The organism is Mycobacterium sp. IDUB_21, from assembly GCF_055419425.1.
In genome coordinates this window covers 21,990-43,645 of record NZ_JBVAXQ010000022.1, presented here as the reverse complement: position 1 = coordinate 43,645, position 21,656 = coordinate 21,990, and the positions used below count along the sequence as shown (strand labels likewise).

General features: G+C 67.9%; 22 protein-coding genes and 1 tRNA gene. 10 read left to right on the top strand and 13 right to left on the bottom strand.

Annotated features, from left to right (window positions below; all coding sequences use genetic code 11):
- Positions 1–219 precede the first annotated feature (219 nt).
- Positions 220–1,272 (bottom strand): ABC transporter ATP-binding protein, encoded by a 1,053-nt coding sequence (locus ACZYY4_RS22595; protein ID WP_463812289.1) that lies wholly within the window; start codon positions 1,270–1,272, stop codon positions 220–222.
- A gap of 96 nt (positions 1,273–1,368) precedes the next feature.
- Positions 1,369–2,880, bottom strand: a complete 1,512-nt coding sequence (locus ACZYY4_RS22590) for a carotenoid oxygenase family protein (RefSeq protein WP_463812288.1) — start codon at positions 2,878–2,880, stop codon at positions 1,369–1,371.
- Between the two features lie 69 nt (positions 2,881–2,949).
- Between ACZYY4_RS22590 and ACZYY4_RS22585 the strand changes: the two genes are divergently transcribed.
- Positions 2,950–3,654, top strand: a complete 705-nt coding sequence (locus ACZYY4_RS22585; protein ID WP_463812287.1) for a TetR/AcrR family transcriptional regulator — start codon at positions 2,950–2,952, stop codon at positions 3,652–3,654.
- A 55-nt stretch (positions 3,655–3,709) separates the two neighbouring features.
- Here ACZYY4_RS22585 and rplL read toward each other — a convergent pair whose 3' ends face one another.
- The 3 genes from rplL to ACZYY4_RS22570 all read right to left on the bottom strand — a co-directional run bounded on the left by rplL (position 3,710) and on the right by ACZYY4_RS22570 (position 5,461).
- Positions 3,710–4,096 (bottom strand): 50S ribosomal protein L7/L12, encoded by a 387-nt coding sequence (rplL, locus tag ACZYY4_RS22580; protein WP_463812286.1) that lies wholly within the window; start codon positions 4,094–4,096, stop codon positions 3,710–3,712.
- A 55-nt stretch (positions 4,097–4,151) separates the two neighbouring features.
- The gene (rplJ, locus tag ACZYY4_RS22575) at positions 4,152–4,769 is read right to left on the bottom strand and encodes a 50S ribosomal protein L10 (RefSeq protein WP_463812285.1); all 618 of its coding nucleotides are present in this window, start codon (positions 4,767–4,769) and stop codon (positions 4,152–4,154) included.
- A 254-nt stretch (positions 4,770–5,023) separates the two neighbouring features.
- Positions 5,024–5,461, bottom strand: coding sequence for an anthrone oxygenase family protein (locus tag ACZYY4_RS22570; protein WP_463812284.1), 438 nt, complete (start codon positions 5,459–5,461; stop codon positions 5,024–5,026).
- A 69-nt stretch (positions 5,462–5,530) separates the two neighbouring features.
- On the opposite strand from ACZYY4_RS22570, the gene ACZYY4_RS22565 reads away from it, so the two are divergent.
- From ACZYY4_RS22565 to ACZYY4_RS22555, 3 genes are read left to right on the top strand one after another with little or no spacing between them, the layout of a single operon-like run.
- Complete coding sequence (locus ACZYY4_RS22565; protein WP_463812283.1) at positions 5,531–5,854, top strand: winged helix-turn-helix transcriptional regulator; 324 nt, start codon at positions 5,531–5,533, stop codon at positions 5,852–5,854.
- Positions 5,855–5,899: 45 nt separating this feature from the next.
- On the top strand, positions 5,900–6,988 hold the full coding sequence (locus tag ACZYY4_RS22560; protein ID WP_463812282.1) for an NAD(P)H-dependent amine dehydrogenase family protein: 1,089 nt from the start codon (positions 5,900–5,902) through the stop codon (positions 6,986–6,988).
- On the top strand, positions 6,985–7,482 hold the full coding sequence (locus ACZYY4_RS22555) for a carboxymuconolactone decarboxylase family protein (protein ID WP_463812281.1): 498 nt from the start codon (positions 6,985–6,987) through the stop codon (positions 7,480–7,482). The genes ACZYY4_RS22560 and ACZYY4_RS22555 overlap by 4 nt, the downstream gene beginning before the upstream one ends.
- Here the strand turns inward: ACZYY4_RS22555 and ACZYY4_RS22550 are convergent.
- Both ACZYY4_RS22550 and ACZYY4_RS22545 read right to left on the bottom strand, forming a co-directional pair.
- Complete coding sequence (locus ACZYY4_RS22550) at positions 7,479–8,402, bottom strand: ROK family protein (protein ID WP_463812280.1); 924 nt, start codon at positions 8,400–8,402, stop codon at positions 7,479–7,481. The genes ACZYY4_RS22555 and ACZYY4_RS22550 overlap by 4 nt on opposite strands.
- Complete coding sequence (locus ACZYY4_RS22545) at positions 8,402–12,568, bottom strand: glycoside hydrolase family 38 N-terminal domain-containing protein (RefSeq protein ID WP_463812279.1); 4,167 nt, start codon at positions 12,566–12,568, stop codon at positions 8,402–8,404. The genes ACZYY4_RS22550 and ACZYY4_RS22545 overlap by 1 nt, the downstream gene beginning before the upstream one ends.
- Positions 12,569–12,670: 102 nt before the next feature.
- Between ACZYY4_RS22545 and ACZYY4_RS22540 the strand changes: the two genes are divergently transcribed.
- The 6 genes from ACZYY4_RS22540 to ACZYY4_RS22515 all read left to right on the top strand — a co-directional run bounded on the left by ACZYY4_RS22540 (position 12,671) and on the right by ACZYY4_RS22515 (position 18,170).
- Complete coding sequence (locus ACZYY4_RS22540; RefSeq protein WP_463812278.1) at positions 12,671–13,195, top strand: DinB family protein; 525 nt, start codon at positions 12,671–12,673, stop codon at positions 13,193–13,195.
- 3 nt (positions 13,196–13,198) lie between these two features.
- Complete coding sequence (locus ACZYY4_RS22535; protein WP_463812277.1) at positions 13,199–13,801, top strand: DinB family protein; 603 nt, start codon at positions 13,199–13,201, stop codon at positions 13,799–13,801.
- A 50-nt stretch (positions 13,802–13,851) separates the two neighbouring features.
- The gene (locus ACZYY4_RS22530) at positions 13,852–15,198 is read left to right on the top strand and encodes an ABC1 kinase family protein (RefSeq protein ID WP_463812276.1); all 1,347 of its coding nucleotides are present in this window, start codon (positions 13,852–13,854) and stop codon (positions 15,196–15,198) included.
- Between the two features lie 2 nt (positions 15,199–15,200).
- A complete protein-coding gene (locus tag ACZYY4_RS22525; protein WP_463812275.1) occupies positions 15,201–16,106 on the top strand; it encodes an alpha/beta fold hydrolase in 906 nt (301 codons plus the stop codon).
- 81 nt (positions 16,107–16,187) lie between these two features.
- Positions 16,188–17,051: a cyclopropane mycolic acid synthase family methyltransferase gene (locus ACZYY4_RS22520; protein WP_463812274.1), complete on the top strand. Its 864-nt coding sequence runs from the start codon at positions 16,188–16,190 to the stop codon at positions 17,049–17,051.
- Between the two features lie 228 nt (positions 17,052–17,279).
- The gene (locus ACZYY4_RS22515; protein WP_463812273.1) at positions 17,280–18,170 is read left to right on the top strand and encodes a cyclopropane mycolic acid synthase family methyltransferase; all 891 of its coding nucleotides are present in this window, start codon (positions 17,280–17,282) and stop codon (positions 18,168–18,170) included.
- Positions 18,171–18,233: 63 nt separating this feature from the next.
- On the opposite strand, the gene rplA is transcribed toward ACZYY4_RS22515, so the two are convergent.
- The 6 genes from rplA to hadC all read right to left on the bottom strand — a co-directional run bounded on the left by rplA (position 18,234) and on the right by hadC (position 21,643).
- Entirely contained in the window at positions 18,234–18,941 is a 708-nt protein-coding gene (rplA, locus tag ACZYY4_RS22510; protein WP_463812272.1) for a 50S ribosomal protein L1, read from the bottom strand.
- Positions 18,942–19,094: 153 nt separating this feature from the next.
- Complete coding sequence (gene rplK / locus ACZYY4_RS22505) at positions 19,095–19,523, bottom strand: 50S ribosomal protein L11 (protein ID WP_064855581.1); 429 nt, start codon at positions 19,521–19,523, stop codon at positions 19,095–19,097.
- A gap of 24 nt (positions 19,524–19,547) precedes the next feature.
- A complete protein-coding gene (nusG, locus tag ACZYY4_RS22500) occupies positions 19,548–20,354 on the bottom strand; it encodes a transcription termination/antitermination protein NusG (protein WP_463812271.1) in 807 nt (268 codons plus the stop codon).
- Positions 20,355–20,377: 23 nt separating this feature from the next.
- Complete coding sequence (secE, locus tag ACZYY4_RS22495) at positions 20,378–20,827, bottom strand: preprotein translocase subunit SecE (protein ID WP_463812270.1); 450 nt, start codon at positions 20,825–20,827, stop codon at positions 20,378–20,380.
- A gap of 86 nt (positions 20,828–20,913) precedes the next feature.
- Positions 20,914–20,986, bottom strand: a tRNA-Trp gene (locus tag ACZYY4_RS22490).
- Between the two features lie 156 nt (positions 20,987–21,142).
- Positions 21,143–21,643 carry a (3R)-hydroxyacyl-ACP dehydratase subunit HadC gene (gene hadC, locus ACZYY4_RS22485; RefSeq protein ID WP_463812269.1) on the bottom strand — a complete coding sequence of 167 codons (501 nt, stop codon included), beginning with the start codon at positions 21,641–21,643 and terminating at the stop codon, positions 21,143–21,145.
- Positions 21,644–21,656 lie beyond the last annotated feature (13 nt).

Below are 21,656 nucleotides of genomic sequence, written 5' to 3'. Positions count from 1 at the left end.
AGGGCTAGGACTGCGGGGCTGGGTGCGGGTAAGGGTGGGCAGGAGGAAGCCAGCGCAACGTCCAACAATAGCGCAGGCTCACGCAAACCTCAACTGCCGTGTCCCGGGGCCCTATCGGTGCCGACTAGCCTCCGCCGGAGCCCCGCACAAACTCTGGGACCAGATTGGACCGTTTAGGTCCGTCCGTCAAGAGCTGACACGGCGCGGCCCGGCGGGGATTCAGCCAGGAGTGGTCGGGAGCGACGCGGTGGGGGCTTCGTCGGATTCCGGGAATTCGTGCACCGCGTACCTGTGGGTGCCCTCGAGATCGTCGCGGATGGCCGCCTGGGCGCCTGCCGGCAGGGTGTGCAGGATCTCGCGCACCCGGGCCTGACGCCGACCCACACCCTTGCGCTCCGGCAGGCCGGGGGTCGCACTGAGCTGAGGCGGCACGCCTTCGACCTCTTCGACACCACCGTCGCTCTGACCGGCAGCCATCATGGCCTCCTCGGCCGCGGCGGTCGCCTGGTCCTTCTCCTCGGACATGCCGATCGGGCCGATACGCCGACCGTTGAGGAACTGGCGCACCACCGGCTCATCAGAGGTCAACAACACCTCACGGGGCCCGAACATAACCAACTGCTTGCGGAACAGCATGCCGATGTTGTCCGGCACGGTGCGGGCGATGTTGATGTTGTGCGTCACGATCAAGATGGTGGCGTCGATCTGGGCGTTGATGTCGATCAGCAGCTGGCTCAGGTACGCCGTGCGGACCGGGTCCAGACCGGAGTCCGGCTCGTCACACAGGATGATCTGCGGGTCCAGCACCAGGGCGCGGGCTAGGCCGGCACGCTTGCGCATACCACCGGAGATCTCACCGGGGAACTTGTAGCCGTCGTTGGGCATACCGACCATCTCGAGCTTCTCCATGACGATGTCACGGATTTGGCTCTCCGACTTCTTGGTGTGCTCACGCAACGGGAAGGCCGTGTTGTCGTAGATGTTCATCGACCCGAACAGCGCGCCGTCCTGGAACAGCACCCCGAACAGCGTGCGGATCTCGTAGAGCTCCTTGGCCGAACACTCGAGGATGTCGGTGCCGTCGATGACGATCGAGCCGCGCTCGGGCCGCAACAGGCCGATCAGCGACTTGAGGAACACCGACTTGCCGGTACCGGAGGGGCCCAGCAGCACGCTGACTTCCCCCTCGGGAATAGTCATGGAGACGTCTTCCCAGATCCGGGCCGATCCAAAGGACTTGGTAAGCCCGTTTACCTCGATGGCGACACCCATTAGTGAGGTCCTTCCGCAACGTCTCGTCGTGCCACGTTTGCCCCTGTGGCTTGGGCCACTGTAGCGCACAGGTGCGACCCGCAACGGCGGTCCGCCTCAGTCGACCGGCGTCCAATTGCCGTGGAAGCCCATCGGCACCCGTTGCGGCAGATGCACGGTGGCCACCGACTCACAGGTCGCGGCGTCCAGGATCAGCAGTTGGCCCTCGTCAGCGCCGCGATGGTGGCCCATCCCCATCAGGATGCCGTCGTCCTCGTCGCGTCCGCCGGGGCGCGGGACGAACGACATCTCGCCGAGCACCAATTGCGGGTCGAGGGGCGCCGTGATGCTCGAGCCGGTCGCGTAGTCGTGTTTGTACAGCGACGTCGAGAGCTCCGCCTGGGTGTCGCCGATGAAGCCCCCGTTGATCCCGACCGTGTAGCCGAAGCGGTGCTTGCCACCCAGCAGCGTCTCGTTGATCCGGGGAAACTCCTGCGGCCGGTCGTCGCGGGCCTCGGTGCTAACCGCGCCGGTGTCCAGGTTGATCGTCCAGCGGTCCAGCGTCGGCGGGGCGTCACCCGGCCCGCGCCGGTCGACGTCGAAGACCTTCGCGTAGCGCACCACGTCGAGAATCAGCAGTTCCTGCCCAGCCGGCGAGACGTCGGAGTAGGCGTTGAGCGGGTGGAAGACGTAGCACGGTTCGACGTCGAACCACCGCACCGTGGGCTCACCCTCCCGCGGCATCACTCCGATGCGCGCCGGGTAGTCGGGATTCCACGCATAGGGCAGTCCGCCCGGCGGCCGGCTGTCGCGGTTGACGATCGCGGTGACCGGGCTCGGCACCCGGACCTTGCCGACCAGGCTGCTCAGCACCAGCCGGGCGGACGCTTTGAGCCAGCGCGGCATGCTCACCGGCAGTACCTGAGCCGAGTCGAAGGTGACCGGCAGGTCGTAGACCACCACGTACTTCTCGGTCAGCGAGAAGTCGTGCATCATCGGCGACCCGGTCACCTCGATGTCCACGGTGCGCCGCGCCCGCCCGGTGTTGTCGATCACCGAGTACTGCACGGTGTTGCCCCGGGCGAACGAGTACGAGACCGCGTGCAATTCGCCGGTGGCCGGGTCACGGTGCGGGTGCGCGGTGTACCCGCCGGCCAGGGTGCCGTCGAAGTCGCAGGTGCCTACCGTGTCGAGGTCCTCGGTGAGTTCGTAGTTGGCGACACCGCCTTCGACCAGCGCCAGCGTCTTGCCGGCGTGGCCGAGCACGTTGGTGTTGGGGCCGACGGATTGCATCCCGGCACGGACGTCGATCCGGGCCGGCAGGGGTTCGCCCAGCGCGGCACAGACCGCCGGGGTGCGCACCCAGCGGTTGCGGTACCAGCGCGCCTGGCCGTCGCCCAGCGCCACGCCGTGCACCATCGGGTCGCCGGTGAACCAGTGGTAGGTGGCCGGATCCACCTCGGAGACCGGATTGGGCCCGTTACGCAGGTAGCGCCCGTCGAGATAGTCCGGGATCTGCCCGGTCACCCGCAGTTCGGTGGCCGTCACCTCGGTGGGCACCGGCCCCATGACGCCTTCCAGGTACGGATTCGCCGCCTGTGCGGGCTGCCCGGTGGTCTTGATCGTCATGGAGACTCCTATAACAATGTTATTTCAACGTTATGGATACCGTACGCGGCCTGTGAAACGATGGCAACCGTGACGTCGCAGCCCGAACGCACCGTCCGCGACGACCTGCTGCACGCCGCGGTCGGACTGCTCGACGAGCACGGACCCGACGCGCTGCAGACCCGCAAGGTCGCCGCCGCGGCCGGCACCTCGACGATGGCGGTCTATACCCACTTCGGCGGAATGCCGCAGCTGATCACGGCGGTCACCGACGAAGGCCTGCGCCAGTTCGACGCGGCGCTGAGCGTCCCGGAGACCGACGATCCGGTGGCCGACCTGCTGACCACCGGGATCGCCTACCGCGGCTTCGCGATCGAACGGCCGCACCTGTATCGGCTGATGTTCGGCAGCACTAGCGCGCACGGCATCAACGCGCCGGCTCACAACATGCTCACGCTGAGCCTGGCCCAGATCGACGTCCACATCCCCAGTTTCGCGCATCTGGTACGCGGCGTGCAGCGATCGATGCAGGCCGGCCGGATCACCGTGGTCCGGGACAACACCGCCGAAACCGAGTCCACCGACGCGGCCGTGGTGGCAACCGCGGCGCGGTTCTGGACGGTGATGCACGGGTTCGTCATGTTGGAGCTGGCCGGTTTCTTCGGCGACGTGAACGACCCGGCGATGGCAGTGGGGCCGGTGCTGGGCCCCATGACAACCGCCCTGTTGGTGGCGCTGGGCGACACGCCCGAGCGGGTGGCGCAATCGCTGGCCGCGGTGAGCGACCGGCTCTGAATAGCCGAAAGCCCCCGGACGCTCGCGGCGTCCGGGGGCTTGGGCTGAACTGAAACTACTTGACGGTGACGGTGGCGCCGGCGGCCTCGAGCTTGGCCTTGGCCTCCTCGGCAGCCTCCTTGGCGACCTTCTCCAGCAGCGGCTTGGGAGCGCCGTCGACCAGATCCTTGGCCTCCTTGAGGCCCAGGCCGGACACGACCTCGCGGACCACCTTGATCACGCCGATCTTCTTGTCGCCGGCAGCCTCGAGGATGACGTCGAACTCGGACTGCTCCTCGGCGGCCTCAGCGGCGGCCGGGGCAGCACCAGCGGCGGCAACCGCGACCGGAGCCGCAGCGGTGACGTCGAAGGTCTCCTCGAACTGCTTCACGAAGTCCGAGAGCTCCAGCAGGGTCATCTCTTTGAAGACGTCCAGCAGCTCTTCGGTGGAAATTTTGGCCATGATTTCGGTCCTTTCTGATTCCGGTTAGGAAGTCGGGGGTTGGGGTTGTGCCTGGTTATTCAGTGGCTTCGGCCGGAGCCTCGGCGGTCTCCGCCGGAGCTTCGGTCTCGGCCGGGGCTTCGGTCTCGGCCGGGGCGTCGGCCACCGCCGGGGTCTCGGCGGCGGGCTTCTTCTCCTGCAGCGCCGCTGCCAGGCGGGCCATCTGCGAAGCCGGGGCCGCGAACAGGCCGGCGGCCTTGGACAGGTTGCCCTTCATGGCGCCGGCCATCTTCGCCAGCAGCACCTCGCGCGACTCCAGGTCGGCGATGCGCTCCACCTCGGCCACGGTCAGCGCGTGACCGTCCATGTAGCCGCCCTTGATGACCAGCGCTTTGTGGTCCTTGGCGAACTTCTTGATGGCCTTGGCGGCGTCGACCGCCTCGCCCTGGACGAACGCGATCGCCGTCGGGCCGGCGAACATCTCGTCGAGACCCTCGATACCGGCCTCCGAAGCGGCCCGCTTGACCAGCGTGTTCTTCGCCACCGCGTAGGTAGCCGAGCCGGCGAGGGAGCGCCGCAGCTCCGCCAGGTTCGCAACCGTCAGACCGCGGTACTCGGTGATCACGGTGGCGGTCGAGTCGTTGAACTGCTCGACGATGTCCGCGACGGCGGCGGTCTTGTCAGCCCGCGCCATGCATACCTCCTCGGGGTCGCTGTAAGTCTCCAGGTGATCCACCTGAAAAACGACGAACGCCCCGACGCAGGAAGCGGTCGGGGCGTCACAATTACGTGCCGGCTGGGCCGGTGCCTCGTCCTCCTGCGTGGGCCGCCGGGATGTTCCCGGACCTTCAACCGATTGCTCGGTGACCGACGGTCTTCGGTGGATCGGGACACACCATAGCGCGAGGGATGTCGATCAGCCAAAACGGCCGTCGCCGCCTTAGAACCTCAGGCGCTGACCACGCCGATCGCCAACAGCACGAAGACCGCCGCCAACAGCGCCACCCGCACCCAGTGCAGCCGATCCCACCGCGCGGCGAGCCCCCGAGACACCTCGTCGGCGTCGCCCCAGTCGCCGATCCGGTTGTTGATCGGCACCAACACCCCCACCGACAGCAGCACGACGATCGCCATCAGGCCCGCACCGGTACCGATCAGCCACCACGGACCACCGACTGCGCCGACTCCCACCAGCAGCGCGAACGACGCCAGGTACCAGAACGGCATCACCCGGCCCAGCAGCCGGCTGCCGTCGCTGCGGACGGCGCGGAACGCCTCGTCGGGCAAGCGCCCGATAAGCGGGTTGAAGAACGCGGCCACCGCGAACTCCGAGCCCGCCAGGGTCCCGAGCACCAGCAGCGCCAGAATCTCGACAATTTCTTTCACGAGTCGACTATGCGGGCTATGCTGACAAAAAACAAGGTACTGACATTTTAGTCAGCATAAGGAGGCCTGGTGGCGGTATCGAAGAAAGAGGTCAGCGACTGCCCGATCGACGCCGCGCTGTCGGTGGTCGACGGCCGCTGGAAGGGCACCATCCTGTGGCGGCTCACCGATGGGCCGATGCGCACCGCCGAGTTGCGGCGCAGCATTGCCGGCATCACCGAGCGGATGCTCATCCGCCACCTGCACGAGCTGGTTGACGACGGCATCATCGATCGCCACGACGCCGGGACGGTGCCGCCGTGTGTGCACTATTCGATCTCCGACTACGGCATGACGCTCGCCCCGGTGCTGGAAGCGCTCTGCGACTGGGGGCGTACGCACCTTTCGCGTTGACTCAGGGCTCCAGGTGGCCAACCAATCGCTTGCTAGGCTCCTGTGATGAGCGACACCATCCCCACCCTCGTCTGGGGCACCGGGAACGTCGGACGGCTGGCCATCCGCGCCGTCGACGCCCACCCGGCACTCGAACTCGCGCACGTCATCGTCCACGACCCGGCCAAGGTCGGCCGCGATGCGGGCGACCTCGGCGGGCTCGGCCGCTCGCTCGGCGTCGCCGCCACCGATGACGTCGAAGCCGCCCTCGCCGCAGGTCCCCGCGCCGTCGTCTACGCCGCCTCCGGCGACATCCGCCCCGACGACGCCCTCGCCGACGTCTGCCGCGCGATCCGCGCCGGCGCCGCCGTAGTCACACCGTCCCTCTATGCCCTGTACGACCACCGGAGCGCCCCGCCCGAAATACGCGAACCCGTTGAGAAGGCCATCGCCGACGGCGGCGGATCGTTGTTCGTGTCCGGCATCGACCCCGGTTGGGGCAACGACATCCTGCCGCTGCTCGTCAGCGGGCTCGCTACCCGTGTCGACGGGATCCGCTGCCAGGAGATCTTCGACTACACGACCTACGACCAGCCGGACTCCGTCCGCCACCTCGTCGGCATGGGGCACCCGCTTGAGTACGACCCGCCGATGCTGATGGCGACCGTCCCGTCGATGGTGTGGGGCGGTCAGGTCCGGCTGATCGCCCGGGCGCTGGGCATCGAACTGGACGACATCCGCGAGCACGTCGAACGCCGCACCCTCGACAGCACCGTGACGACCGCCGCGATGGGCGACTTCGAGGCGGGCACCCAGGGCGCCGTGCGGTTCGAGGTCCAGGGCATCGTCGACGGCGAGGCCCGCATCGTCATCGAACACGTCACCCGTATCGACCCCTCCTGCGCGCCCGACTGGCCGCAGCCACCTGACGGCGACGACGGCGCCCACCGCGTCATCATCGAAGGAAGCCCCCGGGTAGAGGTGACCGTCGAAGCCACCGAGAACGGCAACCGCTCCGAGGGCGGCAACGCCACCGCGGTCGGCCGCATCGTCGGCGCCCTCGACTGGCTCGTCGCCGCCGGTCCCGGCCTGTACGACGCCCTCGACGTCCCGCTGCGCTGGATCCCCGGCCGAACCTTCGGAGGCACGAAGTGAACATCGACATCCCCGAGGGCCAGGACGCCATCGAGTACGTCTGGGGCACCTTGGTCCCCGGGATCGGCCCGGCAGCGGCGAACTTCTCCCTGGCCGTCTACGCCCACTCGACGCTGGGACTGCGCGAGTTCGAGGCCGCGCGACTGCGCATAGCCCAGTTGAACGGCTGCCTGTTCTGCCAGGACTGGAGAACGGAACGCGACGGCGTCAAGGTGGAAGAAGAGTTCGCCGAAGCAGTAGAACAGTGGCGCACCACAGACCGCCTGGACGACAGAGCACGCCTGGCCGCGGAGTACGCGGAACGCTACGTCCTCGACCATCACGGCTTGGACGACGAGTTCTGGACCCGCTTCAAGGGCCACTACGACCAGCGTGAGGCAGTGGAACTGACGATGTCCCTGGGCGCCTGGCTGGCCTTCGGCCGATTGAACAGGGTCTTCGGCCTGGACGCGATCTGCTCCCTGCCCAGCCACGCGATGACGCAGGCCACCTAAGCAGAGTCAGACAGGGTGGCCAGCACAGCCGCCCCCACCAGCCCGGCGTCGCCGCCGAGTTCGGCAGGCACCACCTGCAGGCCGACCAGGAAGTCCAACCCGGCACGCTGCGCCAGCGCGGCCCGCAGCGGGTCGAACAACAAGGCACCGGAGCGGGCGACTCCCCCGCCGATCACCACCAGATTCAGGTCGCACACCGCGGCCACCGAGGTGATCATCACCGCCAGCGCGTCGGTGCCGCGCCGAAAAGCCCGCAGCGCCACCGGGTCACCAGCGTCGGCAGCCGCGGCGAGCGCCTTGGCATCTGCCACGGGAGCTTCCGGTGCCCATCGGTTGGCCAGCGCCCAGCGCACCATCGCCGGGCCGGAGGCGATGGTCTCCACGCAGCCGCGGCCACCGCAGCGGCACCGCTCCCCATTGGGATCGACGACGACATGCCCGACGTGGCCCGCGTTGCCGGTTCGGCCATGCACCGGTGCGCCGTCGAGCACCAGTCCACCGCCCACCCCGGTCGAGACCACCATGCCCAGCATGGAGCGGGTGCCGCGCCCGGCGCCGTGCCGATGTTCGCCCAGCGCCATGCAGACGCCGTCGCCGCCCAACCGGACCGGTACCCCGGGCACCGCGGCGGCCACCCGGTCACGCAGCGCGAACCCACGCCAGCCCGCGATGTTGACCGGGCTGACCGTTCCGGCGTTGACATCGATGGGTCCGGCCGAGCCGATGCCGACGGCGTCCACCCGCCCACCGGCCCGTTCCAGGGCGTTCTCGATCAGCTCGGCAACCACCGCCCACACCACCTCGGTGCCCTGGTCCGCGCGGGTGGGCAGGGTGGCGGTGTAGATCAGGGACCCGTCGGGATCGGCCAGGCCGACGGCGATCTTGGTGCCGCCGACGTCCAGCGCCAGGACCGCGGCCATCAGTCGACATCCACCGTGACGGGCGCCCGCACCGCCAGTCGCACCGCGGTCGAATAGGCCAGCACACCCGCCCCACCGACCCGGACCAGCGCCCACCAGGTGCCCGGCCTAGCCCAGACGGGCGGGGCGATGTCGAAGCTGATCGGCACCTGGCCACCGGCCGGCACCACCGCACCCAGCGCCGGCGGGCCGGCCCATTCCCAGGTACCCCAGGGGCTGATCAAGTGCGCCTCGACCGCCAGGTCGGCATAGGCGTCGGTGCCGACCGTGACCGTCAGCCGAGCAGAGCGGCCGGCAGTGACATCGATCTCGGGCGGGTCGTCCACGTACAGCAACCGGTCGGGACCCGTATCGCCGACGCGGATCACCGCCACATCTTCGACCTGCTGGAGCCAGGCCCGCGGCACGTCACCGGACAGGCCGAGTCGAGCGCGCAGCGGATAGAGCCCCGGGGCGGCGTCGTCCGGAACCGTCACCGCCACCGGGACCCGCATGTGGTCCCCGGCCGCCAGCCGCACCGGTTGTTCGGTCGGTGTGACCACCCAGCGCGGCGGACACTGCCACGTCACCGCACCGGACAGGGCCGCATCGATGCAGTCACTGGCCACGGTCAGCTCCAGTTTCGGCAGTGCGCCCGGATCCGCGTCGACCCGGTGCGGATGCACCGCCGGGGTCACCGGCAGACCGCCCAGTGGCGCCGGACCACGGTTGTGCAGCCAGTAGCGGGCGTAGAGCGGTTGGGCTGCCTCGGATTCGGGTGCCAAGGGACGGCCGGTGCCCAGGTTTTCACTATCGAGGCGCGCGGTGACGGTGGCGATCTCGTAGCCGTGCAGCCGGTCCGGGTCCGGATGTTCGCGGGGCTGTTCCAGCAGATCCGCCCGGCCCAACACGGTCACCGGACCCAGGTCGCTGCGCAGCGTGACAGCGGCGTCGCCCCCGTGGGTCTCGACCAACCGCAGCGTGATGGTGTTCGGGTCGACGGGCTGCGCGCTACCCCGGGCGATCGGGTTGCCGGCCGCCTTGAGCGCGCCCAGGCCCACCGCGTCGGCCGGTTCGACGCGCAACAGCGAGCCACTCACTGGCAGCGGACCGGAGCTGCCGGCGACCGGAACGGCCCGCAGCGGGTCGGCGAACTCCGCGCTGCGCGCCGGAATCGCCGCCTGGCGCCAATCGCCGTCGCCGGTCACCAGTGCGTAGTCGAACGTGTGCGTCCAGTGCTGCAGTTGATATGCGCTGCCGTCAGGGGCCGTACGGCGCGGGCCGTCTTCCCAGGCCGCCGACGGCCAGCTGGTGCACGATCGCAGCAGGGCGGTGTGCAACGTGCCCGCGGAGTCCACGGCGAAACTGGGCACGCCGCGGTTGATCAGGGCGACGGTGCGCGCCTCGAAGGGCTCCATCTCCGCACAGACGTCCTGGTCCACCGCGATCTCGGCGTCGGCCAGGTCGTCGACCACCCGGGCGATCTCGGCCACCAGATTGTCGTCATCGCGGCCGGCGATCACCAGCACCGGCAGGTCGCGGGGGCCGGTGAGGTCCGCCCCGGAAACCCAGACCTCGGCGAGGGGTTTCTGGGCCGGCACCCACACCCGGGCCCGGCCGTGCCGCTCGAGCTGGCGATGCAGCTCGTCGGTGTAGGCCGGATCGGCGGCGGCCAGCACCGCCCGGGTGAAGGCGTTGCGGTCCGGCCCACCCAGCGCGATGCGGGTGTCGGGCAGGTTGGAGTCGACGTCGAGGTTGCCGTAGCGGGGCCCGTCGGCGTCCGAGCAGGTGGCGGTGACCCCGGCACGCACCAGCGCGACCATCAACTCCCGCGACGGCGAGCCAGCGGTGACTATTTCGGCCACCGACACCGCCCGGCTGCCGTCGCCGACGCTGATCCGGGCCGTCGCAGACAGACCGAACCAACGGTTGGCGGGGGTATCGAGGGTCCACGGGAACTGCGCGGTGTCCACCGAGCGCCCACTCGGCTCGTGCAGCAGGCCGAAACCGCGGCCGATGACGGCGTCGGCCACCTCGGCGACCGGCATGGCACCGGGCACCGGGCAGGGCCATCGCAGTCGCAACAGATGATCGGCGCCGGTGAACTCCTCGACGGTGGTGGAGCAATCCACCCGATCCACGCCATGCCACAGGGTCAGGGTCTGGGTGTAGGCCAGCACGTTGCGGATCCGCCCGGAGGCCACCAGTCGCTCTCCCAGCGGCCCGCGGTAGGCCTGCACGGTGACGTCGGTGGCGACCGCCGAGGTGAACAGGTTGCCGCTGGGCACCAGATGCCAAGGGCCCTCACCGGATTGGGGATGTTTGGGGTATTCGTCGTAGACGGCGAGCTGGTTGCCCAGCCCGCCCTCAACGATCATTTCCCGCCCGCTGTGCCGCCACGACGAGATGCCGCCGCCGCGGTCCGGGTCGGCGGTCAGCTGGTGGTGCTCGTTGGTGATCCGGGTTCCGGGGATCGGCTGCCAGCCCTGCGCGTCCGCAGCGGGAATCAGCCGGTAGGCCCGCCAGCCCAGCGACGGCACGTGAGCCAGCCAGCTGACGGTGCTGCCGCCATGCTCGACGTGGGTCGGACATTCGGTGCCGTCAGGGGCAACCACGCGTACCCCGGCCGGCAGCGGTGTGTCCAGGTGCACCGTGACGATGTCGGTGCGGTCGGCGGCCACCGGGTTCCACACCACTGTGCTTTCGCCACCGTCGTGGCTTCCGACCAAGCCCGACAGCACCGCCAGTGCGTTGTCGCGGGTGTCGGTGCACAGCTGCCAGGCGTCGCGCCAGCCGGTCAGCAGGTCCAGGTACACCTGGTCGGCCTCCGACCCGGTGATGGCGTCATGGTGGGCGCCGTAGGACAGTTGCGCCCAGGCCTTGGCCAGTGCCGCCTCCGGGTAGTCCGCCCCGGTCAGCATCGCGGCGAACACCGCAAAGCGCTCCGCAGCCAGGACCGCCTGCTCGGCGGCCCGGTTGGCCTGCTTGGTGTCGATATAGGAGACGTGGCAGCCGGTGTAGATCGGGTTCATGTCCCGGGTCTGCGGCGACGGGTCTTCGCCGCGTTGCTCGAATTCGGCGCGCACCGCGGCGAAGAACTCACTCGGCAGGGCGCAGACGAACTTCGGCCAGGTGTAGCGGGCGTTCCAGGCCCGGTGGATCTCGGTGATCCAGCGATTCGGCGGCGTGAAGTCGGTACCCACCGGCAGCAGCACGTTGCGGGTGGCGGCGACCTTCTTCATCTCGGTGAACAACCGATAGACGTCGTCCTCGGCGGCGGCCAAGGTCGCACACGAATCCATCCACCAACCGGCCGCATAATGCGCCGGCATGTAATGGGTCAGCAGGCCGCGCCCAGACGGCGCGATCCATTCGAACTCGCTGGGGAACTGCATCCGGCGCGGATCGCCCCGATCGGCCATCGGGCCCCACTGGTGAAACGGCCCGCGCGCCCAGGCGCTGGAGGACAGGCCGGCGTCGGCGACCAGCCCGGGGAACTGCGGATCGTGGCCGAACACATCGAGCTGCCAGGCCGTCGCCGGTGCGGCGCCCATGATGTCGCGCTGAAAGCCCATCCCGGCCACCAGATTGCGGATCGTGGTCTCGGCGTCGGTGAGGTTGGTCGACGGCTCGTTGTAGGTGCCGCCCATCACCTCGACCCGGCCTTGGGCCAGCAGCGCCCGCAGTTCGGCGCGATCGGCCGGATGGGTGTCCCAGTACGGCTTGAGGTAGTCGATCTCGGCCATCACGAACTTGTACTCGGGGTTGTCCCGGGCCCAGTCCAGGTGGCCGCGCACCAGGTTGAAACCGTTGGTCTGCCGGCACGCGCCGAGCGGGCTCTCGGTCCACACGCTGGTGTAGTTGGCCTGGGTGTTCCACCACACCGGGTCGTAGTGGAAGTGGCCGACCATGAACATCGTCCAGCCGGGATCGGCCACGGTGAACGTGAACTCGGTGCCGCCGACCCGGGCGGCCCGCTGCTCGCCGGGCACCGGGTGTTCGACTCTCACCGGCACCTCGACAACGCCGCTTCCCGGCTCGGCGACGGCCTCCCCGGCCAGGCCGTCCCCGTCCACCCGGACCGCTGTGCGCGCGGCGGCGCTGCGGTAGGCGATCCGGACCAGTTGCACGGGTGCATCGGACGGCCCGACGAACTTCTCGGTCGATTCGGCGGAGATGACCTGCATGCGTTCAACCTACGGAGCCGACCCGATGCCGCGGAGCCTTTCGGCGACCGGCCGCGACCGGCACGCGTGGGAAATGTCAGATAGGACTGGCAGGCTCGGTTCATGCCCGTCACGAGCGAGTTACTGGCCGAGCAACTCGACTGGCACTGGCAAAACCAGCTGCGCCCACGGCTGGACGGCCTCACCGACGACGAGTACCTGTGGGAGCCGGTGCCGGGCTGCTGGACCGTGCACCGCGGCGGCATCGACTTCGCGTTCCCGGCACCCGAACCCGCGCCGTTCACCACCATCGCCTGGCGAATGGTGCACGTCACCGTCGGCGTGTTCGCCATGCGCAACCATCACCACTTCGGCGGGCCGCCGGCCGATTACCAGAGCTGGCCATACGCACGCGACGCCGCCACCGCACTGCGCCAACTCGACGACGCGTATGCGGGCTGGATCGCCGGGGTTCGTGGCCTCGATGACGCCGCCTTGGGCCGGCCCATCGGAGCGGCGGAGGGGCCGTGGGCCGACCACACCATGGCGGAGCTGGTCTTGCACATCAACCGTGAAGCCATCCATCACGGAGCCGAAATCGCATGCCTGCGCGATCTGTACGCGCACCGACCCGATCGAAAGGACTAGACCATGCCCGGACTTGCCCCACCGGTGACCGATGAACGCCACGCACTGCGCGAATTCGTCACCTACCACCAGGGTGCCTATTTCGCGGTGGCCTACGGCCTGACCGACGAGCAGGCTCGCGCCACCCCGACAGCCAGCGCCCTGTCGATCGGCGCGTTGATCAAACACGCCACCGGGATGCAGCACGCCTGGATGTCCCGCGTCGCCACCGCACCGGCCGCCCCGCCCGCGGACAGCCGGCCGCGCGAGGAGAGGGAACGCGAGTATCAGGACCAGTACGTGCTGCGCCAGGACGAAACCCTGGCCGGGGCGCTGGAGGCGTTCGCAACCCAAAACGCCGAAACGCTACGCCTGTTGGAGTGCGCCGACCTCGACGCCGCGGTGCCGGTACCGCGCGATGCACCGTGGTTCCCAACCGACGTCGACGCGTGGACGGTGCGCTGGGTGTTCCATCACCTGATCAACGAGCTCGCTCGGCATGCCGGGCACGCCGACATCATCCGCGAGAGCATCGACGACGCCACCATGTACGAACTGATCGCCGGGGTCGAGGGTTGGGCACCGACCGCGTGGCTGACCCCCTGGCGACCGGGCGCCAAAGCCTAGGGCGGTGCGCTGGCGGAGAACTTCCTTCGCTGATTTGGCAGACTGCAGCAATGAGTTCGACCCCACCTCGCCAGGTGGTCCAACTGGACCGGGTGCCATTGCCGGTCGAGGCCGCCCGTATCGGTGCGACAGGCTGGCAGCTCACCCGTGCCGTCACCCGGGTCTTCACCCGGCTGCTCGGGCCGGGACCGATCCAGCAAAAGGTGATCCGGGAGCTGCCGCAGACATTCGTCGACCTGGGTCCCACTTACGTCAAGTTCGGCCAGATCATCGCCTCGAGCCCCGGCGCGTTCGGCGAGCCGTTGTCGCGGGAGTTCCGAGGCCTGCTGGACTCGGTGCCGCCGGCCGACCCGGACGCGGTGCACGAACTGTTCGTCGAGGAACTGGGCGCCGAGCCGCAGGAGCTGTTCGCGAGCTTCGACGAGACCCCGATCGCATCGGCGTCCATCGCCCAGGTCCACTTCGCCACCCTGCACAGCGGCGAGGACGTCGTCGTCAAAATCCAGCGCCCGGGCATCCGCCGCCGGGTCGCCGCCGACCTGCAGATCCTCAAACGGTTCGCGCAGCTGGTCGAACTGGCCAAGCTGGGCCGACGATTGTCCGCCCAGGACGTCGTCGCCGATTTCTCCGACAACCTCGCCGAGGAGCTGGACTTCCGCATCGAAGCGCAGTCGATGCAGACCTGGGTGTCGCACCTGCACGCCTCACCGCTCGGCAAGAACATCAAGGTGCCCGACGTGCACTGGGACTTCACCAGCGAGCGGGTGCTGACCATGGAACGGGTGGCGGGCCTGCGCATCGACGACGCCCCCGCCATCCGCAAAGCCGGCTTCGACGGCGTGGAGTTGGTCAAGGCACTGCTGTTCTCCACCTTCGAGGGCGGGCTGCGGCACGGCCTGTTCCACGGCGACCTGCACGCCGGCAACCTGCTGGTCGACGACGAGGGCCGGGTGGTGTTCCTGGACTTCGGGATCATGGGCCGTATCGACCCGCGCACCCGCTGGCTGCTGCGTGAGCTGGTGTACGCGCTGCTGGTCAAGAAGGACCACGCCGCGGCCGGCAAGATCGTGGTGCTGATGGGCGCGGTCGGGACGATGAAACCGGAAGGCCAGGCCGCCAAGGATCTGGAGGCGTTCGCCGCCCCGTTGACGATGAAGTCGTTGGGCGACATGTCCTATGCCGAGATCGGCAAGCAGCTCGGTGCGCTCGCCGATGCCTACGATGTCAAGTTGCCGCGCGAGCTGGTGCTGATCGGCAAGCAGTTCCTCTACGTGGAGCGCTACATGAAGCTGCTGGCGCCCCGCTGGCAGATGATGACGGACCCACAGCTGACCGGTTACTTCGCCAACTTCATGGTCGACGTCAGCCGCGAACACAAAGACTCACCGGAGGTTTAGCAGTGGAGGTGCGCAGCGGTACCGCCCGCTCTGGAGACCTGGACATCTTCTACGAGGACATGGGAAACGCCGAGGACCCGCCGGTGCTGCTGGTGATGGGCCTGGGTGCTCAACTTCTACTGTGGCGCACCGGGTTCTGCGAGAGGCTGGTGGCCCAAGGCCTGCGGGTGATCCGCTATGACAACCGCGATGTCGGCTTGTCCAGCAAGCTGGGCCGCAAGCACGCCCGCGGCGCACTGGTGCCCCGGATGGCCCGGTTCTGGCTGGGCAAGCCCAGCTCGGCGGTGTACACCCTGGAGGACATGGCCGACGACGCCGCGGCTTTGCTGGACCACTTGGGCGTCGACCGGGCGCATGTGGTCGGCGCCTCGATGGGCGGGATGATCGCGCAGGTCTTCGCGGCCCGGTTCGCGGCCCGGACCCAGTCGCTGGCGGTGATCTTCTCCAGCAACAACCGGCGGTTCCTGCCACCGCCGGCGCCGCGGGCGCTGCTGGCACTGCTGTCGGGGCCACCGCCGGACTCGCCCCGCGAGGTGATCATCAACAACGCGGTGCGGGCCAGCCGGATCATCGGCAGCCCCGGCTACCCGACACCGGAGGAGCAGCTGCGGGCCAACGTCACCGAGGCCTACGAACGCAGCTACTACCCGTGGGGCATCGCCCGGCAGTTCGGCGCCATCCTGGCCAGCGGCAGCCTGGCCGCCTACGACCAGCTGATCACCGCGCCGACGGTGGTCATCCACGGTCTGGCCGACAAGCTGATGCGCCCGGCGGGCGGACGGGCGGTTGCCGACGCCATCGACCGTGCCCGGCTGGTACTGATCGAGGGCATGGGACATGACCTGCCCGAGGAGCTGTGGGATCAGGTCATCGGTGAATTGACTGCCACGTTTGCCGTGAGCCGGTAGGGAGGGGCGGCGCACTGCCGGCAACCGGTAGTCTGTGTTGGCCTTGCACTCCCCCCTTACCAGATCGCGAGTAAAGCAGGAATGTCCAAACTGGAACCAAAGTACGAGGAACTACAGTCGATCTACGACATCTCGAACGAGTTCTACGAGCTGTTTCTAGGTCCCACCATGGGCTACACCTGCGGGTTCTACCCGGACAAGGACACCACCTGCGACGAGGCGCAGATCGCCAAGTTCGACCTGGCGCTGGGCAAGCTGGGCCTGCAGCCCGGAATGACCCTGCTCGACATCGGTTGCGGCTGGGGGGCCTGCATGCAACACGCGATGGAGAAGTTCGACGTCAACGTCATCGGGCTCACTCTGAGTGGCGAACAGCGCCAGTATGCGATCGAGAAGCTGTCCAAGGTCGACACCAACCGCAACTTCGATGTGCGGCTGCAGGGCTGGGAGGAGTTCACCGACAAGGTGGACCGGATCGTGTCGATCGGTGCGTTCGAGCACTTCGGCCGCGACCGCTGGACGGATTTCTTCAGGATCACCTACGGCGCGTTGCCGGCCGACGGGCGGATGCTGCTGCACACCATCACCGCGATCGCCGGGTCGGAGGATGCGCTGGCCAAGGGCTTGCCGCTGACGATGGATCTGGCCAAGTTCACGCTGTTCATCATGAAGGAGATCTTCCCCGGCGGGCAGGTGCCTTCGGCGTGGCTGCCCCGCAAGTTCGCCGCGGAGGCCGGCTTCACCGTCACCCGGGATGACGAGATCGGCCCGCACTACGCGCGCACCCTCGAGGACTGGGCGGCGATGTTGGCAGCCAACAAGGACCGGGCCATCGAAGTGCAGGGCCAGGAGGCCTACGACCGTTTCGACAAGTACCTCAACGGCTGCGTCAAGCTGTTCCGCGAGGGCTACAACAGCGTCCACCAGTACACCCTGCAGAAGTAGCGCAGGGCCGGCTCAGCCACATCAGCTAGTCCGAGTCGCCGCCCGCCTGTCGACTCGATGTGCGAAGCGATTCCCGCTTGGCTACATTGACGGCAACCCGGTCCAGCTTGACCGAGTAGCGGCTACCGGCCCGGTATGCTGCAACAGTTGACCGGCACCCGCAGGCGACACGTCAGGACACGGCGTTCCGGTCATATCGAGTTTCATCAGGAAGGCAGTCAGGCACCGATGGTGGAGAAAACGACGCACACCGCGGGAATGCGGCCAAAGTTCGAGAACATCCAGGCCCACTACGACCTATCCGATGACTTCTTCGCGCTGTTTCAGGACCCGAGCCGCACCTACAGCTGCGCCTACTTCGAGCCGCCGGACATCTCCCTGGCGGAGGCGCAGATCGCCAAGCTCGACCTGAACCTGGACAAGCTGGACCTGCGGCCCGGCATGACGCTGCTCGACATCGGTTGCGGCTGGGGCGCGACCATGAAGCGTGCCGTCGAGAAGTACGACGTCAACGTGATCGGCCTGACCCTGTCGACGAACCAGCACGCCTACTCCCAGAACCTGCTCGACCAGATCGACACCCAGCGGACCCGTCGGGTCCTGCTGCAGGGTTGGGAAGAGTTCCACGAGCCGGTGGACCGGATCGTCTCGATCGAGGCGTTCGAGCACTTCGGCTTCGAGAACTACGACGACTTCTTCAAGGGCTGCTTCGAGATCATGCCGGCCGACGGCCGGATGGCCATCCAGAGCAGCGTCAGCTTCCACCCCTATGACCTGAATGCCCGCGGCAAGAAGCTGACGTTCGAGACGGCGCGGTTCATCAAGTTCATCCTCACCGAGATCTTCCCGGGTGGGCGCCTGCCCACCACCGAGATGATGGTGGCGCACGGCGAGAAGGCCGGCTTCACTGTGCCCGAGGCGATTTCACTGCGGCCGCACTACATCAAGACCCTCAGGATCTGGGGCGACGCGCTGGAAGCCAATCACGACGAGGCCGTCGCGATCCAGTCCGAAGTGGTCTACGAGCGCTACATGAAGTACCTGCGCGGCTGCGAGCACTACTTCGCCGACGAGGCCCTGGACGTCAGCCTGGTCAGCTACGTCAAGCAAGCCGCCTGACGCCCACGAGCACAGCGAAAAGCCCCCGCCACGCGCGAGCGTGCGGGGGCTTTTCCGTAGCTCCTACTCGGCCGCGAAGTTGCGGGTGACGGCCGGGTCCACCGGAATGCCGGGGCCGGTCGTCGTCGAGATGGTGACCTTCTTGACGTAGCGGCCCTTGGACGACGACGGCTTGAGCCGCAGCACCTCGTCGAAGGCGGCGCCGTAGTTCTCCGCCAGCTTGGACTCGTCGAAGGAGGCCTTGCCGATGACGAAGTGCAGGTTGGACTGCTTGTCCACCCGGAAGTTGATCTTGCCGCCCTTGATGTCGGCGACGGCCTTGGCGACGTCGGGGGTGACAGTGCCGGTCTTGGGGTTGGGCATCAGGCCACGCGGGCCCAGCACGCGGGCGATGCGGCCGACCTTGGCCATCTGGTCCGGGGTGGCGATCGCGGCGTCGAAGTCTAGAAAACCACCTTGTATCCGCTCAATGAGGTCGTCGCTGCCGACAACATCAGCCCCGGCGGCGACGGCAGCATCGGCCTTCTCGCCGACTGCGAACACTGCAACCCGAGCGGTCTTGCCGGTGCCGTGCGGCAGGTTCACGGTGCCGCGGACCATCTGGTCGGCCTTACGCGGGTCCACGCCGAGCCGGATGGCCACCTCGACGGTGGCGTCCTGCTTGGCCGACGACGTCTCCTTGGCCAGCTTGGCGGCCTGCAGCGGGGTGTAGAGGTTGTCGCGGTCCACCAACGCGTCGGCGGCGCGGTATGCCTTGCTGTTCTTGCTCATCGGTTATCCAATCTCGTGGTTGGTTGTGGTTCACGGGCCGAAGCTGGCCCTCCCACGGGTTTGTTTCTCGTCGAATGCTCCCTCGCATTCCCTCGCTGGGGCTCGTTCCTCGCCCCGCTCGGTCCTGCTCGGTCTATTCGCCGAGGGACGGGATCACTCTACGGTGATACCCATCGACCGGGCGGTGCCGGCGATGATCTTGGCCCCGGCCTCGATGTCGTTGGCGTTGAGGTCGGCCTTCTTGGTCTCGGCGATCTCGCGGACCTGGTCCCAGCTCACCTTGGCGACCTTGGTCTTGTGCGGCTCGGCCGAACCCTTGGCGATACCGGCGGCCTTGAGCAGCAGCCGTGCCGCGGGCGGGGTCTTGAGCGCGAAGGTGAAGCTGCGGTCCTCGTAGACGGTGATCTCCACCGGGACGACGTTGCCGCGCTGGTTCTCCGTCGCGGCGTTGTACGCCTTGCAGAACTCCATGATGTTGACACCGTGCTGACCGAGCGCGGGTCCGACCGGCGGCGCGGGGTTGGCCTGACCGGCTTCGATCTGAAGCTTGATCAGCCCGGCAACCTTCTTCTTCGGGGCCATGAGGGGGTGTTCCTTTCCTACGTACTAAATCTTGGAGACCTGGGTAAAGGTCAGTTCCACAGGTGTCTCGCGGCCGAAGATGGACACCAGCACCTTGAGCTTCTGCTGTTCGGCGTTGACCTCGCTGATCGAGGCCGGCAGCGTGGCGAACGGGCCGTCCATGACGGTGACCGACTCGCCGACCTCGTAGTCGACCTCGATGATCGGCCGCTCGAGGCCGCCTGCGGCGGCTGCCGCGGCGGTGCTCGCCGCACCCTTGCCCTGCTTCTTGGCCGCGCCCTGCGGCAGCAGGAACTTGACCACGTCGTCCAGCGGCAGCGAGGTCGGCCGCGAGGTGGCGCCGACGAATCCGGTGACGCCCGGGGTGTTGCGCACCGCGGACCAGGAGTCGTCGGTCAGGTCCATCCGCACCAGGATGTAGCCCGGCAGCACCTTGCGGTTGACCTGCTTGCGCTGGCCGTTCTTGATCTCGGTGACCTCTTCGGTGGGCACTTCCACCTGGAAGATGTAGTCGCCGACGTCGAGGTTCTGCACGCGGGTCTCGAGGTTGGCCTTGACCTTGTTCTCGTAGCCGGCGTAGGAGTGGATGACGTACCAGTCGCCCGGCTTGCTGCGCAGCTCCGCCTTCAGGGCCACCGCGGGGTCGAGCTCCTCCTCGGCAGGCTCGGCGGGCTCGGCAGGATCAGCCTCAGCCGCCTCGGCGATCTCCGGGGTCTCAGCGGCTTCAGCAGCCTCAGCGGTCCCCTCGGCCGAGGCCTCGGTAGGCGCCTCGGTGGTCTCCGCCACGTCGACCGGCTCGCCCGCAGGCGTATCGCCGTCGAAGGTAGTCACGGTTGTCAGTCCTTCCTATAACTTCACTCGCCGAACACCAGCAGCACCAGCCGGGCGAATCCGTAGTCAGCTCCGGCGACCAAGGTCACCATGAAGACCAGGAACGCCAGCACCACCGCGGTGTAGGTGACCATCTGCTTGCGGTTCGGCCAGATCACCTTGCGAAGTTCGCCGACGACCTGCTTGAGATAGTTGAAGACGAAGAGGAACGGATTGCGCGACGGCCCGTCCGACTTCTTTTTCGCCTTCTTGGCCTTCTTGGTGCCGGTGTCGTCGCCACCCAGCTCCGTCGCGGTGGACTCGAGCTCCTCGACGTCATCGGCGCCACCGCGGCGCCGGGAGCGCTTGCCGGTGGGCCGCAGCGGGTCGCCGACCTGCCTGCTCGCCACGGCCGTGCGACCGTGACGGCTGGTGGAGTCGGCCTCGCTGTCGCCGTCGGCTGCGGCGTCGGGACGGTCGAGCTCGTCGGTCACCGCATGCTCCTTCGTTCTTCTCGCTTACGTATTTCCGCACCGCGCCTGGCAGCGTCCAGTGTCCAGTGTCCACCATGGCACGTCAGCAGGGGCGACAGGACTTGAACCTGCAACCTGCGGTTTTGGAGACCGCTGCTCTGCCAGTTGAGCTACGCCCCTTCGCGGTTGGCAGACCAACCTGCGCGTTCCGAGGTTTCACCTGTGCACCGTCTCCGGCTCACACAATTCGCGCGCCCCCCGGATTCACGGAAAGCGCGCTAGTGCTGGGAAAACCCCGAGGTACGAGTGTACCTCGCCGTTGCGGCCAGTTACTAATCAGGCTGTTCGGACGACCTGACCGGATTCGGCGTCCCACCGGAGGTTCACCGAATCGTCGCCGTCGTGGCCCATCATCGTGGTGAACGCCTCCAACACCACGTCGCCGTCGGCGTTGGTCAAGATGTTGCGGGTCGTCACGATGTCGGCGCCGAACCGCTCGTTGACCGACGAGATCTCCATCCGGGCGTAGAGCCAGTCGCCGGCTTTGATGGGCTTGTGGTAGGTGAACCCCTGGTCGACCTGGACCATCTGCATGGTGGTGTAGCCGGTGTCGACATTGCGGAAGAAGTCGGCCTGCACCAGCTTCGCCAGGATCGCCACGAAGGTCAGCGGTGCCAGCAGGGAGTCATGTCCCAGTTCGGCCGCGGCGGCCTCGTCGTGGGAGGAGGGATCATCGGCCTTGACGGCCCGGGCGTATTCGCGGACCTTCTCGCGGCCCACCACGAACGGCTCGGGGTATCGCCAGATCATCCCGCGGATGTCAGTTTTGAGCGCCATCGACTTGTGTCCC